Origin of the sequence: Mycobacterium colombiense (genome assembly GCF_001665835.1) — a bacterium.
Taxonomy (GTDB): Bacteria; Actinomycetota; Actinomycetes; order Mycobacteriales; family Mycobacteriaceae; genus Mycobacterium; species Mycobacterium colombiense_A.
This window is the reverse complement of sequence record NZ_LZSX01000081.1, coordinates 77,901-92,473: the sequence shown is the minus strand read 5'-3', so window position 1 is coordinate 92,473 and position 14,573 is coordinate 77,901. Positions and strand designations below refer to the sequence as shown.

The following is a 14,573-nucleotide window of genomic DNA, read 5'->3' as shown; positions in this document are numbered from 1 at the left end:
AGGACGCACCACCACGGCGCCAGCGGATGCGGTCGAAGACATGACGCCATCATCGCAGCCACCTACGACAAATCCGGCCGCCCGATCCCCGCTTCCGAATTTTGTGCGCACATCCCCCAGCCCAAGCCGCAAATGCCGCGGCACCTGGACCGTGGACAGCGACGCACCATTCGCTACCAGCGACCGAGGTTCGCTAGCGGGCCGCCGAATCCGGCTCCGGCGCACCGTTGCCCTCGTCGTCGGGTGCGTGCCCGCGCCATTTCCGGTACCCACGGTGCGCGGCGAACGCGCCGACGATCGCGCTCACGCACCACACCGCTATGGCCGCGTAGGCCAACGGCGAGGACCGGTTCCCGATCGAGGCACCCAGCGCGGTGTAGGCGAAGGCTCGCGGGGCCGAACCGATGAACGCGCCAACGGCCATCTGCCACACCGGAACTCCGAACGCGCCGAAGGCATACGAGGCCAGTGCATCCGAGATGCCGGGGACGAAGCGCTGGCCGACGACCGCCCACAGTCCGCCGCGTCCGATAAGGGCGTCAATGCGTTCGGACCGCGTCGTGCCCAGCAGCGCGCGTGCGCTGTCGCGGCCGGCCCGCCGTCCGATGAAACTCGCGACGATCGCGGTGCCCACCGTCGCGCCCAGCGTCACGAAGACACCCAGTAGCGGACCGAACAGCAACCCACTGCCCGCGGCCAGTATCGAGCCCGGAACGAACAACGCGCCAACCACCGCCGAGACGACCACGTAGGCAAGGGGCGCCGCCGGACCGGTCGCCGACACCACGCCCCGAATCTCGTCGATGTTGATCACCCGCGCGACGGCCACCAAATAGAAGACCACGGCCAGAAACCCGGCGAACACGGCGAGCCGCACGATGTGCGCCCGCCGCGATGCCGGTGCGGGAGCGTCGTTGTCGTCCATGTTGACCATGATTCTTCCGCACCGCTGTGCGCTCACCCCATCCGGCTATTTTCAACACGCCACGGTGCGGCCGCGGCCGCCGTAGAGTGCCGCATATCAGGGAGTCGAATACTGGTGAGAGGCCTTCCCCGATGACCGAGCCTGAGCCACCGCAAGGCAAACGAATTGTCGTCTGCCTGGACGGCACCGCCAACCAGATCGGAGCCGGGAATCTCACCAATGTCGCCAAGCTTTTCGAGCTGCTCGACAAGAAGGACACCACCACTCAACTGATCTACTATGACCCCGGCGTGGGCACGCTGGCGCCGGCCGCGGCGCACTCGGCACTGCGTCGCTCGGTGTCGCTGCTAGTGGAGCAGGCGTTCGGGATCGGCCTGAAAGACAATGTCGCACAAGCATACCGCTACGTGATGCAGCATTGGCGTCCCGGCGATTCGCTCTACATCTTCGGGTTCAGTCGCGGCGCCTACACGGCGCGCGCGTTGGCCGGCATGCTGCTGCGGCCCGGATTGATGCGGCCTGGTTCGGAGAACCTGCTGCCCTACGCGGTCGAGAAGTACGCCATCAACCGGCCGTTCAACCCGGACGAGTTCGACCGCTGGGCCGAGTTCGCCCGCGCGTTCTGCTGGCGCACCGAGAGCGAGCCGCTGTTTTCGACCGTGCGTCAAAACAGTCCGAACCAGGTGTGGCATTACGCGGTGCCGGTGGCGTATCTCGGACTGTGGGACACCGTCAAGGCCGCCGGCTTCCTGCGGTTCGGCACCCTGAGGTGGCCCTACACCCGTTCGCTACCCAACGTGGCGCGCATCCGCCACGCCGTCTCGATCGACGAGCGGCGCCGGCCCTACCGTGAATATCTCGTCGAACGGCATCCGCATGGCCTGGAGGAGCGCTGGTTCGCCGGCGTGCATGCCGACGTTGGCGGCACGTTTATGCCCGACCACCGGCTCGCCACGATCGCGTTGAAGTGGATCGTCGACGGAATCGTCGGTGAACTGGCGATCGACGCGACGGCCTACCAGCGGCAGTGCGCGGTTGCCGACGACTTCGCGGACGCGCCGATCCACAACAACGGAAAGTCGTGGTATTTGGTCGGGCGCCGGCATCGGCCGATGGGCCCCGACGCGCTGGTGCACCCGAGCGTGCTGGCGCGCCGCGGCGACAATCCGGGCTACTTACCGAATCTGACCGCCGAGCAGCAACAGCTCAGCGCCGACCCGAGAGATTGGATGTCTCCCGCGTTGTAAAGGAGCAATACCCATGGCACTGACTTCGCTGATCGAGCTGGACCAATACAAAGCCGCACCGTTCCCCCCGGGCTATCCCGACACCACGCGGACGTTCTACAGTCCGGTCGACCAAGTGCACGAAGCGCTCAAGGCCCTGTTGACCTCGGCCAACAAGACCATCGTGGTGGCGATGTACGGCTACGACGACAAGGAACTCAATTCGGTGCTCCAGTCTGCGTTGAATGACGAAAAGATCTATGTACAAATGAGTCTCGACTCCACGCAAGCCGCCGGAAAGTCCGAGCACGCTCTGCTGGCCCCATGGCTCAATGGCAAGGTCGGCAACAGCATCGCAATCGGTCACAGCGAGAAGTCGGCGATCATGCACTTGAAGATGGTGATCATCGACGGCGTCGACGTGATCACCGGTTCCACGAACTGGTCTACCGGCGGAGAATCCAAGCAGGACAACCAACTCACCGTGATCCGGGACCCATACGTGTGCGCGGAAGCTCGCTCGCGCATCGACATCATCCACGACGGCATGCTCAAGCAGATGGCCGCGCAGGCTCGATCCGGGAGCGTACCCCCGGGCGGCCCTGCCGTTACCTGAACGACCGCAGCCGCTGCCGCAGCCCGGTGGCCCGCACCGCCCGGCGTTCGATCGCCGCGCGCACCGACGCCTCGGGGCCGACCACCCGCACCCTGGTCTTAGCCCGGGTCACCGCCGTGTAGAACAACTCCCGCGTCAGCAGTCGCGAATCCTCCGGCGGTATCAGCACCGTCACCTCATCCGCCTGGCTGCCCTGGCTCTTGTGGATGGTCATGGCATGCATCGTCTCCACCTCGCCGAGGCGGCTGGTCGCGAAGTCCAGCGGTCCGGTCGCGCCGGCGACGACCGCGCGCAGGCCGTCCGCACCCGCCACCGTCACGCCGGTGTCGCCGTTGTAGAGGCGCAGGCCGTAGTCGTTGGCCGTCACCAGCAGGGGGCGTCCGGCGTACCACTGCGACCAGGCCGGCTGGCCCGTCGCCTCGCCAATCCACTTCTGCACCAGCGTGTTCCAGTGTGCCGCGCCGTAGGGACCCTCGCGGTGCGCACACAACAGCCGATGCTCGTCCAGAGTGGCCAGCGCTTCGGCAACCGCGCCCAGCAGCGCGGCCGACCGCAGCCGCAGTGCGTGAGCGACCAGCACCTCGCGCAGCCGCTCGGCCGGGCGCTCGGAATCCACCCACTCGATGTGTTCACCGCCTGCCGCCAGCAACTGCACGACGCGGTCCGCGTCGCCGACCCGGATCGCCTTGGCCAGGGCGCCGATCGACGTGCCGAATCGATGTGGCGTGCGCAGGGCCGCCACCCGCACGTCGTCGCGGGCGGCCAGCCCGTCCACCAGGTCGGCCAGCACCGCGCCCGCTTCCACCGAGGCCAGCTGGTCGGGGTCGCCGACCAGGATCAGCCGGGTGTCCGGCCGCACGGCTTCGACCAGCCGCGCCATCATGGTCAACGACACCATCGACGTCTCGTCGACCACGATGACGTCGTGCGGCAGCCGATTGCCACGATTGTGCTTGAACCGCACCGACGTATCCGGCCGGGGACCGAGCAGCCGGTGCAGCGTGGTTCCCGATAGCCCCGTCAGGCGCGCCCTGTCCACCGCGGTGAGCTCCTCGCTTCCCGCGGCCACCGCCTCGGCCAGCCGGGCGGCCGCCTTGCCGGTCGGCGCGGCCAGCGCGATCCGCGGCCGCGGCAGACCGGCGCGCTCCGCCTGTTCGACCAGCAGGGCGAGCAGGCGGGCGACCGTGGTGGTCTTGCCGGTGCCGGGCCCGCCGGTCAGCACGGTCAGCGCCTGCGCCACCGCGACCTCGGCGGCGGCCCGCTGTTCCTCGTAGCCGGACGGGAAAAGCCGTTCGTAGCTGGATGATTCGACGGTCACCGGGGCCACCGACAGAGCCAGCAAGTCGGTACAGACCTGCTCTTCCTCGAGCCAGTACCGGTCGAAGTAGAGCAGGTCGCCCAGCAGCCGCAGCGCCGGCGGCGTCCGAAGCAAGGCGCTGGCCCGCACCGCCGCCATCCAGTCGTCGGCGCCGGGCCAGGGCAGCTCGTCGTCCGCGTCGACCTGGGCGGGCACGGCGCGCAGGTCGACGCAGACCGACCCGCCCCGCAGCGCGCGCACCACCAGGGCGACCGCCAGCGCCACCCGCTCATCGGTCTCGCCGGTGAGCGAGGTAAGCCGTTGTGCCACATGGACATCGGCGGGCTCGAACACACCGGCATCGCTGAACGTGCGCAGCAGTCCGGTCGCGGACATGACTTCCACCGTCACGCGGCCACCCCCTTGGCGTCGAGCAGGTCCGACAGGGCCGCGATCAACGACCAGGGCGGCCGCCAACCGAAGACGCCCGCCGGGTGGCCGTCGAGCACCGGGGTCTGCGCGCCGCACATGCCCCGCAGGAACAGGTAGAGCACGCCGCCGAGGTGCCGGCTCGGGTCGTAGTCGGGCAACCGCCAACGCAGAAACCGATGCAGCACCGCGCAATACAGCAACGCCTGCAGCGGATAGTCCGAGTGCAGCATCGCCTCCGCCATCCGTGACCGGTCGTAGTCGGCGGCGGTCAGCGGCCGTTCCGGGTCGCCGAGCCGGTTGGTCTTGTAGTCCACCACCACGAAGCGGTGCCCCGCGCCGTCGGGAACGCGGAGCACGGCGTCGATCGAGCCGGTGAGGTAGCCGCGCAGCGACTGATCGCCGAGCCCGCGCTCGGCCAGCCGGTCGGCATACGATGCCAGCACGTCATCGGCCGGCAGGTGCTCTCGCAACAGCGGCGCCAGATCCGCCAGCCGAACCTCCGGCGCCGTCGAACGGCGATCACCGCCGGCCAGGGGGATCTCAAAATCCAGTTCGCGCAGCCGGTCTGACAATCCGATCTGGCGCAGCGTCATACCGCCCGTCAACGGGCCCAGCGGCGTGTCGTGCATCGGCACCATCGCCGCGGCGAGTTCCTCGGGGGTCGCGGCGACCGGCCACCACGCCGCGTGCGCCCGGATCTGCGTCTGTAGCTCGGCGGCCAGGTCCGGGGCGAACGGGTCGGCCGTCTCCAGCACGGCGTGCACCAGCGTGCCGAACGTGGCCCCGGCAGGCAGGTCCGCCATCGGCGAGGGCACGTCCGGCCCGGATGCCGCGGACACCAACGGAATGTCGCCGGCTTCGTCGTCGAGTTCGCCGATTTCGGGTTCGCTGCCCACCCCGCTGGTCTGCGCCGCTCGGATCAAACCGGAGTAGGAGGTGCGCCGCCAGCCGGTGTCGATGCCGCGATGGAAGTGGCGATTCTCCAGGCGTCCGGGCACCGGCTCGGCAGGCAGCGACGGGGCCGGCGTCACCAGCGACTCCTCGATGACCGGCCCGCCGGCCGCCTCCCACTCGCGCAGCCGGGCCATGGCGTCGTCGTCGGAGACCTTGGCGGGTTCGCAGCGGTCCGGCACCACCGGCTCGCCGGGCCGGCGGCCGCGCAGCAACCGCGACAGGCCGCCGTTGGGTTCGTAGTACGCCGGTGACCACCACGCCACCACCTGGGCCTGCGCCCTGGTCAGCGCGACGTAGGTCAGCCGACTGTCGTCGCTGGCATCCTCTTTACGCCCCAGGCGCTCAACGGCTTTGAAGTCGGGACTGTCCTTGCCGCCGACGTGCAGGCAGCGCGTGCCGTCCTCGTCGTGGAACAACACCACATCGCTGTCCTGGGTGTTGCGGTTGAACGCGAACGGCAGATACACGATCGGGTACTGCAGCCCCTTGCTGACGAACACGGTCATGATCTGCACGGCCGCGGCGTCGCTGTCCAGCCGGCGGTTGCGCTCGGGTGCGCCGCTGCGCTCATCGCGTTGCCGGCGCAGCCAATCGCGCAGCGCCGGCAGGCTGTAGTGCTCGCGGTGCGCGACATCCTGCAGCAGCTGGGTGACGTGCGCCAGGTCGGTCATGTGCCGCTCACCGCCCTGCCAGGCGAGCACGCGATTGCCCATGCCCAGCAATTGGGCGGCCTCGAAAATTGCCGCCACGCCGCGTTCGCGGGCATGACCGGCCCACTCCCGCAAGGTCTTCGCGATCCGGTCGGTGAGCGCGTCACCACCGGCCGCCAGCGTTTCGGCGGTTTCGCCGAAGAACATCGTTGCCGCGGCCGCGCGCACCATCCCGGGCCGATGCGGCTGATCGAAGGCCTCCAGCAGGCACAGCCAATCCTCGGCGGCCTCGGAGGTGAACACGTCCGAGTTGCCGGTGTAGACCGCGGGCACCCCCGCGGCGCAGAGCGCCTTGAAGCACGCGTGCGCGTCGCGGTGCTTCTCCACGATCACCGCGATATCCCGGGCCTGCAGCGGCCTACCGGCGAACGTGGCACCGCCGGCCAGCAGCGCGCGGATGTCCGACGCGAGGTCGGCGCCGATGTGCTCGCGCACCTGATCGATCGGCAGGTTCTGAACACCGCGGCGGCCCAACGTCTTCCGCGCGACCACGCGCAGCCGGAACGGGTCGTTGTGCGGCGCGCCGGCGAGGCGATGACCGCGGTGATGCGCCTCGACGTCGTTCACCACGATCGCCGGGTCACCGAGTTGGGCGCCGCGCAGCACCACCTGCAGCCGCTGCAGCAGCGCGGAGTCGCTGCGCCAGTTGGTGTCCAGCGTCCTGCGCTCACCCGCCGTCTCGGCCGCCCGCAGGTAGGTCACGATGTCGCCGCCGCGAAACGCGTAGATCGCCTGCTTCGGATCGCCGATGAGAATGACGGTGGAGCGCCCGCTGAACGCGCGGTCGATTACCTGCCATTGCACCGGGTCGGTGTCCTGGAACTCGTCGACCATCACGATCGGCCAGCGTTGGTGCATGCGCAGCCGGGCGGGGGAGTCTTCGGTGGCCAGCGCGTCGGCCAGCCGGATCAGCAGGTCGTCGTAGCCGAGTACCCCGAGTCGGCGTTTGCGCGTATCAAGCTCGGCCAGAACATCATTGGCGAACCTGACGCTGGCGGCCGCCCGCGAATCGGGATCCGCGTCGAGCGGCCGCAGCTGGGTCGACGGATTCTTGACGACCTCGCGCGCGAGCCGCAGCGCCTCGCGGTAGTGCAGCGCCGGGTCGTTGCGCTCCTGGCCGAAGTGCGCCAGGTACAGATCGTCGACGATCTCGGTCACCAGGTCGTCGAGGCTGTCGAGCAGCGTCACGCCGGCCGCGGTGTCCCCGGCGACGCCGAGCGAGCGCAGCACCAGCTGGCAGAACTGGTGGGTGGTGGCGATCGTCGCCGCATCGAAGCCGGCCAGCGCGTCGCGAAGGCGCTGTCGGCGCGCCGTGCGCTGTTCGTCGGTGCCGTTCAGCAGGTAGGCCACCACCTGGTTGTCGCCGACGGTCGACGGATCCGCGAAAGCCTTTACTGCATCCACGATTTGGCAGCGGACGCGTTCGCGGAGCTCCTGGCTGGCGGCCCGGCCGAACGTGATGAGCAGCATCTGGTCCAGCGTCGCGGCTCCGTCGGCGATGTACCGCGTGACGAGCCCGGCCAACGCGAAGGTCTTGCCGGTGCCCGCGCTGGCCTCCAGCACGATGGTGGAGCGCTCGGCCGGCAGCGCACCCAACAGGTCGAAGCGCTCCATCAGACCGGCTTCCGCTCGGCGCGCAGCATAGGCAGCCAGACCCGTGCGGCGTAGGCGCCGAGCCGGTTGTCCTCGCCGTCGCACTCCTCGCCCGGCCGCACGGGCTGCATCAGCTCGTCCAGCGGCGCGCCCTTGCCCCATGCCCGCGCGTGCGCCGGAGCCTGGTCCTCGCCCGGGAAGCGGTCGCTGGATTTCCATCGGTACCGCGCCTCGGCCACCGGGTCCTCGCCCTCGTAGCGGGCGGCGGCCCAGGCATAGGACGTCTTGATGGGCAACGGAATCGGCTCACGCCTTCCGGCGTCGTAGATCGCCAGCAGCTCGCGCAGCACCTCGATGGCCTGCTCACCGTCGCGCGGCGGACCCAGCCCCTCGGTCCGGGTGCTGACGCCCCGGCGCATGCGGCCGATGCACACCGCGGCCCAGTCCCGGCCGGGATCGTGAGCGACCAACGCCAGCAACGGGATCCACGATTCGAGCAGATGCTTGCCGTCCAGCCGCGAATACGTCACCGACACCAGGCGGTCGTCATACACCGGCGACACCGTGCCGGTGAGGCGCCGCCCGTCACCGAGGTCGACGTCGACGTCATAGGCGGACGCGCCGGCCGGGCGGTCCCTGCGCATATGACTGAGCGCCTCGCTCGCCAGCAGGGCGGCCTGGTCGCGGATCTCGGTGACCTTGCGCCAGCCCAGCTGACCCGGCGGCAGCGTGCCGCGCCGCCACTCGGCCTGCCGCGCGTCGTCGGGAGTCATCCCGCGCAGGATGTCGCCCAGCATCCGGTCGCCGACGGTCCACTCCTCGAGGCCGTCGATGTCGACGGGCATGGCGTCCTGCACGCCGTCGACGTCGTAGGGCAGCGTGAATTCCAGTGCGCGGAAGAAACCCTTCACCGGGTCTTTGAAGAAGCCGACCAGGTCGGCGAGGATGACGTCGCCGGCCGGCGGCGGCGGTAGTGGTGCCGAGATGAATTTCGGCTGTTCGCCGTGGTCGCCGGTGGTCGCGCGCGCCGCGCGCAGCACCATGGGGTCGAAACTGAATGGCACGTCCGGGACCAGGCCGCCGGGAAGGACGTTGCGAATGTCGAACGGCTGCAACGGATGTTCGACGACGATGCGGTCACGCACTTTGGTCGCGGTGGTGACGTCGAGGGTGTCCAGCAGTTCGGCCAGCGGCACCGCCGGCGGGCGCGGCTGCCCCGAATACTCGTTGGCGCCGGTGTAGGTGATCACCAGCTTCTCGGTGGCCGCGCCGATCGCGTCGAGCAGCAATTGCCGGTCCTCGGAACGGATGTCGCGTTCCCCGGTCATCGGGCACCGGGCCAGCGCGTCGTCGCCGTCGACGATGCCGAGCCGAGGGAACAGCCCATCGTCCAGTCCGACCAGGCACACCACCCGGTGCGGCACCGAGCGCATCGGCACCATGGTGCACACCGTCAGGGTGCCGGTGCGGAAGTTGGCCCGCGTCGGGCGACCGGCGAGGCGCTGGGTGAGCAGCGCGCGAATGTCGGGCAGCCGCAACGCGATGTCACCCCGGGGCCCGGCCTGACCCAGCGTCTGCGCGAACTCGCGTTGCATCTGACCGGTCTGCCATTCGTCCGCGTCGCGGACCCGCGTCAGCAGCGCGATGCCCTCGGTGAGGGCCGCCAGCCATTCGGTCAGCGGCCTGGTCCCGGTCAGCGAGTCGAGGGTGTGCTGCAGCCGGGCGACGAATTCGGCGAACTGGCCGGCCAATTGGACGCGGTTGCTGCTGACGTCGTCGAGCGGCAGCGTCGCGTCTATCCACGCGTTCGAATCGTCGGACATCGCGACGCCGGCCAGTATCCGGTCGATGCCGAAACGCCATGTGTTGTGTACGAAGTCGACGTGGTAGGGCCGCCGATGCTGCTGATCCAGCCCCCACCGGATGTTCGCCTGCCGGACCCAGCGGGTGATGGCCTCGAGGTCGTCGTCGGTGAACCCGAACCGGGCGCGCACCGGCGGGGCCTGCGCCAGGTTGAGCACCTCGCTTGCCGTCACCCGGCCGGCAGCCAGGGCCAGCAGCTGCGCGGCCACCCCCAGCAGCGGGTTGGTCTGGGTCGGCGAGCGGTCGGCCAGCCGCACTCGCAGCTGGTGGGCGGGATGGGCGCCGTGCACCACGTCGCCCAGGCCGAAGTCAGCCATGATCAGCGGCGCGTAGGTCTCGATGTCTGGGCACATCACCAGGATGTCGCGCGGCTCGAGCGTCGGGTCGTCCTGCAACAACCCGAGCAGCACCTCGCGCAGCACGTCGACCTGGCGGGCCGGGCCGTGGCAGTTGTGGATCTGCACCGATCGGTCGCCGGCCGCCATCGTGCGGCCAAGTGGGCGAACGGCATTGGCGGCGATGTCGGACTGCAGCCAGCCGAGCAGCGTGTCCGGGCGCGCGGCACCGGCCAGATAGTGGTCGGTCACCGGATCCGCGGGCAGGCCGCGTTGCAGTTCGCGCAGGTCTCGCCCGAGCGTCGCGAGCAGCGGATGAGATACCGCGCGATGGCTGACGTCCTCGCGTCGGGGGATCGCGCCGCGTGTGCCGGCCAGCGCGCGCCACAGCTCCTCGCTGGGGTGCGGTAGCCACAGGTGCAGGTCGTGGTGGGTGGCCACCGCCTCCAACAGCTCGATATCGGTGCGGCTCAATCGGGTGTGCCCGAAAAGCGACAGCCGGGGCGGCAGCTCGCTGGGCGCCTCTCGCAGCCGCGAGATGGTCTTGGCGTGGCGGACATGCGGCGGGTCGGCGGCCACCCGCGCGATCAGCGCCCGCCACAGCTCGGGCTGCCAGCGCAGGTCCTCGTCGAGATCACCGGGGTCGCCGTTGCCCCAGTCGACGAGCAGCTGCGGGCGCTGCCGCGCGTAGGAGTCGAACAGCCCGGCCAGCCGGCGCGCCACCTCGTATCGGCGGCCCTGGCGCAGCTCGGCCTCCGCGCCGGTGTGGAAGTGGCCCACATGCATGGCCAGCGCGCGGCACCACGGCTCGTCCAGCGAGCAGTCGATGGCCTCCAGCAGCGGCCAGGCCATGGCGTCCGGTGACCACGGATCGTTGTCGGCGGTACCGGTGATCTCGGCGATCAGCGAGCCCGGGCTGCGAAACGCCACCCCGGCGCACACCCCGTCGCCGCCGCGCGCACCGAGCACGTGCGACAACCGCTGGCTGAGCCAGCGTTCCACACCGCGCGCCGGGACCACGACGAGTTCGGTGGCGAACGGGTCGGTCAACGGGTTGGCCAGCAGAGCGCCGAGACCGTCGGCCAACAGATCGGTGCGCTCGGCACGGTGCAGATGAAGCGGCATTGCGCTGTCACGATAAACCCGAACACCGACGCGGGTGGGCGGTTACGGCCGCGCAGTGTGTCGCCCGGTGGGCGGGCGCGGTGCTACTTGGCCAGAGTGAACTGGTTGACGTCGATGTATCCGACCCGGAATGCGTTGGCGCAGCCGGTCAGATAGCGCATGTAGCGCTGGTAGACCTCTTCGGACTGGATCTCGACGGCCTCGCTGTGGCGCGCCTGCAAGGCCTCCGCCCAGCGGTCGAGGGTCCGGGCGTAGTGCAGCTGCAGCGACTGCCTGCGCTTGAGGTTGAACCCCATCTTGGACGCGTGGAACTCCACCATCTCGATGGCCGGCAACTGGCCGCCCGGGAAGATCTCGGTGCCGATGAACTCGTTGAAGCTGGTCTCCTCGTCGGTCAGCTTCAGGCCGCGTTCGAGGATCTGCGGGGCGGTGAGCATGGTGATGGTGTGCAGCAGCATCACCCCGTCCTCGGGCAGGGTGCGGTAGGCCATCGCGAAGAAATCGTCGTAGCGGTCGTAGCCGAAGTGCTCGAACGCGCCGATGGAGACGATCCGGTCCGCCTGCTCGTCGAACTCTTCCCAGCCGTGCAGCAGCACCCGCCTGCTGCGTTCGGTGTTCATGGCGTCGAACAACCGCTGCACGTGCGCGGCCTGGTGTTCGGACAGGGTCAGACCGACGACGTTCACGTCGTACGTCTCGATCGCGCGGCGCATGGTGCCGCCCCAGCCGCAACCAACGTCCAGCAGCGTCATGCCCGGGCGCAGACCCAGCTTGCCCAGCGAGAGATCCATCTTGCGCAACTGCGCCTCTTCGAGCGTGATGTCCCGGTTGCGATCCCAATATGCGCAGCTGTAGGTCATGGTGGGGTCGAGGAACAACCGGAAGAAGTCGTCGGACAGGTCGTAATGGGCCTGTACCTCTTCGAAGTGCGGCGTCAGGTGCTCGGCCACGACGGATACCCGCCTTTCTGACTCGGGGCCATTCGGTTGTTCACGAGACGGTCGTTCGATTGGTTCAGCACGGCTTCCCGGAATCGTGGCGATCAAACCCGAGCGACGGTCCGGGCAAACTAGGTCGATCCGGCGTCGCATGGCCACCGCGTGGTGGCCGCCCTCGCAGCAAAAATCGGGTTTAACTGTGGCCCAAGGCGTTTGGCTGCGTTGGCACCCGTCCACTCACACTCACCGGAGCTGGACTACGGGCGAACGCGCAATCCCTGCCTGGGAATTCACCCGATCCTACGCCGGTTTATCCGGGAAAACAGTCGCTGGAGGGAGCCAGATGGAAGCTTGGGACGCGCTCTGCGCACGTCGCAACGTGCGGGAGTACCAACCAAAGCCGGTACCGGCCGATGACCTGGACCGCATTGCCGAGGCCGGCTGGCGCGCGCCGTCGGCCAAGAACCGTCAGCCCTGGGACTTCGTCATCGTGACCGACCGTGACCAGCTGGCCGAGCTGTCCACGGTTTGGCGGGGTGCGGGCCACATCGCCGCGGCCGCGGCCGCCATCGCCATCGTGGTCCCGGTGCCGCCCGACGAGCGGCGGGTCATCACCGACAACTACGACGTCGGCCAGGCCACCATGGCGATGATGATCGCCGCCACGGACCTGGGCATCGGGACCGGCCACTCGTCGGTGGGGGACCAGGACAAGGCGCGCGCGATCCTCGGCGTGCCCGACGAATACCTGGTGGCCTTCCTGCTGGGCGTCGGTTATCCCGCCGATCGCCCGCTCACCCCGATCCGCAAGCCGAACCGGCGGCCGTTCGCCGAGGTCGTGCACCACGGCCGTTGGTGATCGTCACCGCGAAAAACCTTCGGCGACTTGTCGAGTCGTAAGGTGATGGGCGTGCATGACCACCAGGGCGATTACGGGGTCGACGGTTCCTTTCACACCTTCTCGGCGCGCGCGCAGGCGATAGGCATCGGCGCTCAAGCCGCCGCACTGGCGGTGTTCGCGGGTATCAGCTGGGCGAGCGGCAAGCGGCTGCGGGCCGCGTTGGCCGCGGTGTCCTGCGCCGCGGTCGCGGGTGCGGTGGTCCTGTACATGTACGCCACCCGGGCCGGGAAATTCGTTGTCTGGGAACGGGTTCTGCGCGACCTGCGGCTCGCGGGCGACGAAACGGTGCTCGACCTGGGCTGCGGGCGCGGCGCGGTGCTGCTGGCGGCGGCCAAGCGGTTGCCGCGGGGCCGCGCGATCGGCGTCGACCTGTGGCAGGCCGACCAGACCGACAACTCCGAGCAGGCCACGCTGGGCAACGCGGTGGCCGAAGACGTCGCCGACCGCGTCGAGCTGCACACCGCCGACATCACCGCGCTACCGCTGCCCGACGAGAGCGTCGACGTGGTCGTGAGCAACCTGGCCATCCACAACATCGCAGGCCACGCCGGGCGGCGCCACGCCCTCGACGAAGCCGTGCGCGTGCTGCGGCCCGGGGGCCGGCTCGCCATCGCCGACCTGTGGGAGACGCGTCAGCACGCCGCCCGGCTGCGCGAACTCGGCTGGCGCGACGTGCGGCGGCGCAACCTCGGCTGGCGGATGTGGTACGGCGGCCCTTGGTTCTCCACCCGCTTGGTCACCGCGACCAAGCCGGAGTGACGTCCGGCGGGCATGCTAGGGGGCTATGAACAGAACCGAAATCACCGAACAGGTCGTCTTAGCCCGGCTCCGGGAGGGGCTGACGTGGCAACAGCTGGCCGACGCGATCGGCAGGCCGGTGCTGTGGACCACCGCGGCGTTGCTGGGACAGCACCCGATCCCGGTGGAGCAGGCCAAGGTTCTGGCCGAGAAGTTGAAGCTCGACCAGTCGGTGGTGCCGGTGCTGGCCGCCGCTCCGATGCGCGTCGGGCTGGCCACCGCGGTCCCCACGGATCCGACCATCTACCGCTTCTACGAGGCCCTGCAGGTGTATGGCGGCGCGCTCAAAGAGGTGATCGCCGAACAGTTCGGTGACGGCATCATGAGCGCCATCAACTTCAGCCTCGACGTGCAGAAGAAGCCGCACCCGTCCGGCGACCGGGTCGTGGTGACGTTCGACGGGAAATTTCTCCCCTATCAGTGGGTCGAGGCGCAGGACTGACACGAGGTCGCCCGAGTGGCGTGACGGCACGGCGCGCGCGTGCGAGACTGGCCTTCGAGGAGGCGAAGGGAACGCGGTGGCGGCCAGTGGCGACCACCGCGTTCGCCGTCTCAGTTCATCAGGACTTGCGGGGAAAGCTCTTTGAGCATCGCGTTCGCCCAGCGCATCTGGCGCAACGTTTCGGGGTGACAGCGCGACGTCAGGCTCAGCAGCTCGGAATCCTTGGCGGCCTGCGCGCCCTGGGCCAGCAGCTCCCAATCCAGCGAGACGCCCGCCGACGTGCTCCTGCGACCAGCCGGCCATGTCGCGGGCGAGGTGATAGATGTCCTGGTCGCTGTGGTGCCGCGCGGCCACCACGTTGAACTCGTGGACTTCCCCGGCAGCCGCCGGCGAAACCGGCTCGGGCATACGCCCTCAG

Annotated in this window: 10 protein-coding genes and 1 pseudogene; 5 read left to right on the top strand and 6 right to left on the bottom strand. The window is 69.3% G+C overall.

Annotation, left to right across the window (positions count from 1 at the left end; translation table 11 throughout):
- Window positions 1–193: 193 nt before the first annotated feature.
- Window positions 194–925, bottom strand: coding sequence for a TVP38/TMEM64 family protein (locus A5760_RS20055; protein WP_064883972.1), 732 nt, complete (start codon window positions 923–925; stop codon window positions 194–196).
- Between the two features lie 131 nt (window positions 926–1,056).
- Here A5760_RS20055 and A5760_RS20050 point away from each other — a divergent pair, with 131 nt between their 5' ends.
- Together A5760_RS20050 and A5760_RS20045 are read left to right on the top strand one after the other, a co-directional pair.
- Entirely contained in the window at window positions 1,057–2,172 is a 1,116-nt protein-coding gene (locus A5760_RS20050) for a DUF2235 domain-containing protein (protein WP_064883946.1), read from the top strand.
- A gap of 13 nt (window positions 2,173–2,185) precedes the next feature.
- Window positions 2,186–2,767, top strand: coding sequence for a phospholipase D-like domain-containing protein (locus A5760_RS20045; protein ID WP_064883944.1), 582 nt, complete (start codon window positions 2,186–2,188; stop codon window positions 2,765–2,767).
- Here A5760_RS20045 and recD read toward each other — a convergent pair.
- The 4 genes from recD to A5760_RS20025 form a co-directional block, all read right to left on the bottom strand.
- Complete coding sequence (recD, locus tag A5760_RS20040) at window positions 2,760–4,460, bottom strand: exodeoxyribonuclease V subunit alpha (RefSeq protein ID WP_064883971.1); 1,701 nt, start codon at window positions 4,458–4,460, stop codon at window positions 2,760–2,762. The genes A5760_RS20045 and recD overlap by 8 nt on opposite strands.
- A gap of 11 nt (window positions 4,461–4,471) precedes the next feature.
- Window positions 4,472–7,774 (bottom strand): exodeoxyribonuclease V subunit beta, encoded by a 3,303-nt coding sequence (recB, locus tag A5760_RS20035; protein ID WP_064883942.1) that lies wholly within the window; start codon window positions 7,772–7,774, stop codon window positions 4,472–4,474.
- Window positions 7,774–11,076: an exodeoxyribonuclease V subunit gamma gene (gene recC, locus A5760_RS20030; protein ID WP_064883939.1), complete on the bottom strand. Its 3,303-nt coding sequence runs from the start codon at window positions 11,074–11,076 to the stop codon at window positions 7,774–7,776. Before recC ends, recB begins: the two co-directional genes overlap by 1 nt.
- 83 nt (window positions 11,077–11,159) lie before the next feature.
- Window positions 11,160–12,026 (bottom strand): cyclopropane mycolic acid synthase family methyltransferase, encoded by an 867-nt coding sequence (locus A5760_RS20025; protein WP_064883938.1) that lies wholly within the window; start codon window positions 12,024–12,026, stop codon window positions 11,160–11,162.
- Window positions 12,027–12,357: 331 nt separating this feature from the next.
- Between A5760_RS20025 and A5760_RS20020 the strand changes: the two genes are divergently transcribed.
- From A5760_RS20020 to cynS, 3 genes are read left to right on the top strand one after another with little or no spacing between them, the layout of a single operon-like run.
- Window positions 12,358–12,873: a nitroreductase family protein gene (locus A5760_RS20020; RefSeq protein WP_064883936.1), complete on the top strand. Its 516-nt coding sequence runs from the start codon at window positions 12,358–12,360 to the stop codon at window positions 12,871–12,873.
- Between the two features lie 51 nt (window positions 12,874–12,924).
- Window positions 12,925–13,674, top strand: coding sequence for a class I SAM-dependent methyltransferase (locus tag A5760_RS20015; RefSeq protein ID WP_064883970.1), 750 nt, complete (start codon window positions 12,925–12,927; stop codon window positions 13,672–13,674).
- 25 nt (window positions 13,675–13,699) lie between these two features.
- Window positions 13,700–14,155 (top strand): cyanase, encoded by a 456-nt coding sequence (gene cynS, locus A5760_RS20010; protein ID WP_064883934.1) that lies wholly within the window; start codon window positions 13,700–13,702, stop codon window positions 14,153–14,155.
- Between the two features lie 110 nt (window positions 14,156–14,265).
- Here cynS and A5760_RS26310 read toward each other — a convergent pair.
- Window positions 14,266–14,563, bottom strand: a pseudogene (locus tag A5760_RS26310) (hypothetical protein).
- Window positions 14,564–14,573: the final 10 nt, after the last annotated feature.

Excerpts from the sequence above, each read along its gene's own strand:
- A5760_RS20055 (WP_064883972.1), bottom strand. The coding sequence starts at position 925 with ATGGACGACAACGACGCTCCCGCACCGGCATCGCGGCGGGCGCACATC.
- A5760_RS20050 (WP_064883946.1), top strand. The coding sequence starts at position 1,057 with ATGACCGAGCCTGAGCCACCGCAAGGCAAACGAATTGTCGTCTGCCTG.
- A5760_RS20045 (WP_064883944.1), top strand. The coding sequence starts at position 2,186 with ATGGCACTGACTTCGCTGATCGAGCTGGACCAATACAAAGCCGCACCG.
- recD (WP_064883971.1), bottom strand. The coding sequence starts at position 4,460 with ATGTCCGCGACCGGACTGCTGCGCACGTTCAGCGATGCCGGTGTGTTC.
- recB (WP_064883942.1), bottom strand. The coding sequence starts at position 7,774 with ATGGAGCGCTTCGACCTGTTGGGTGCGCTGCCGGCCGAGCGCTCCACC.
- recC (WP_064883939.1), bottom strand. The coding sequence starts at position 11,076 with ATGCCGCTTCATCTGCACCGTGCCGAGCGCACCGATCTGTTGGCCGAC.
- A5760_RS20020 (WP_064883936.1), top strand. The coding sequence starts at position 12,358 with ATGGAAGCTTGGGACGCGCTCTGCGCACGTCGCAACGTGCGGGAGTAC.
- cynS (WP_064883934.1), top strand. The coding sequence starts at position 13,700 with ATGAACAGAACCGAAATCACCGAACAGGTCGTCTTAGCCCGGCTCCGG.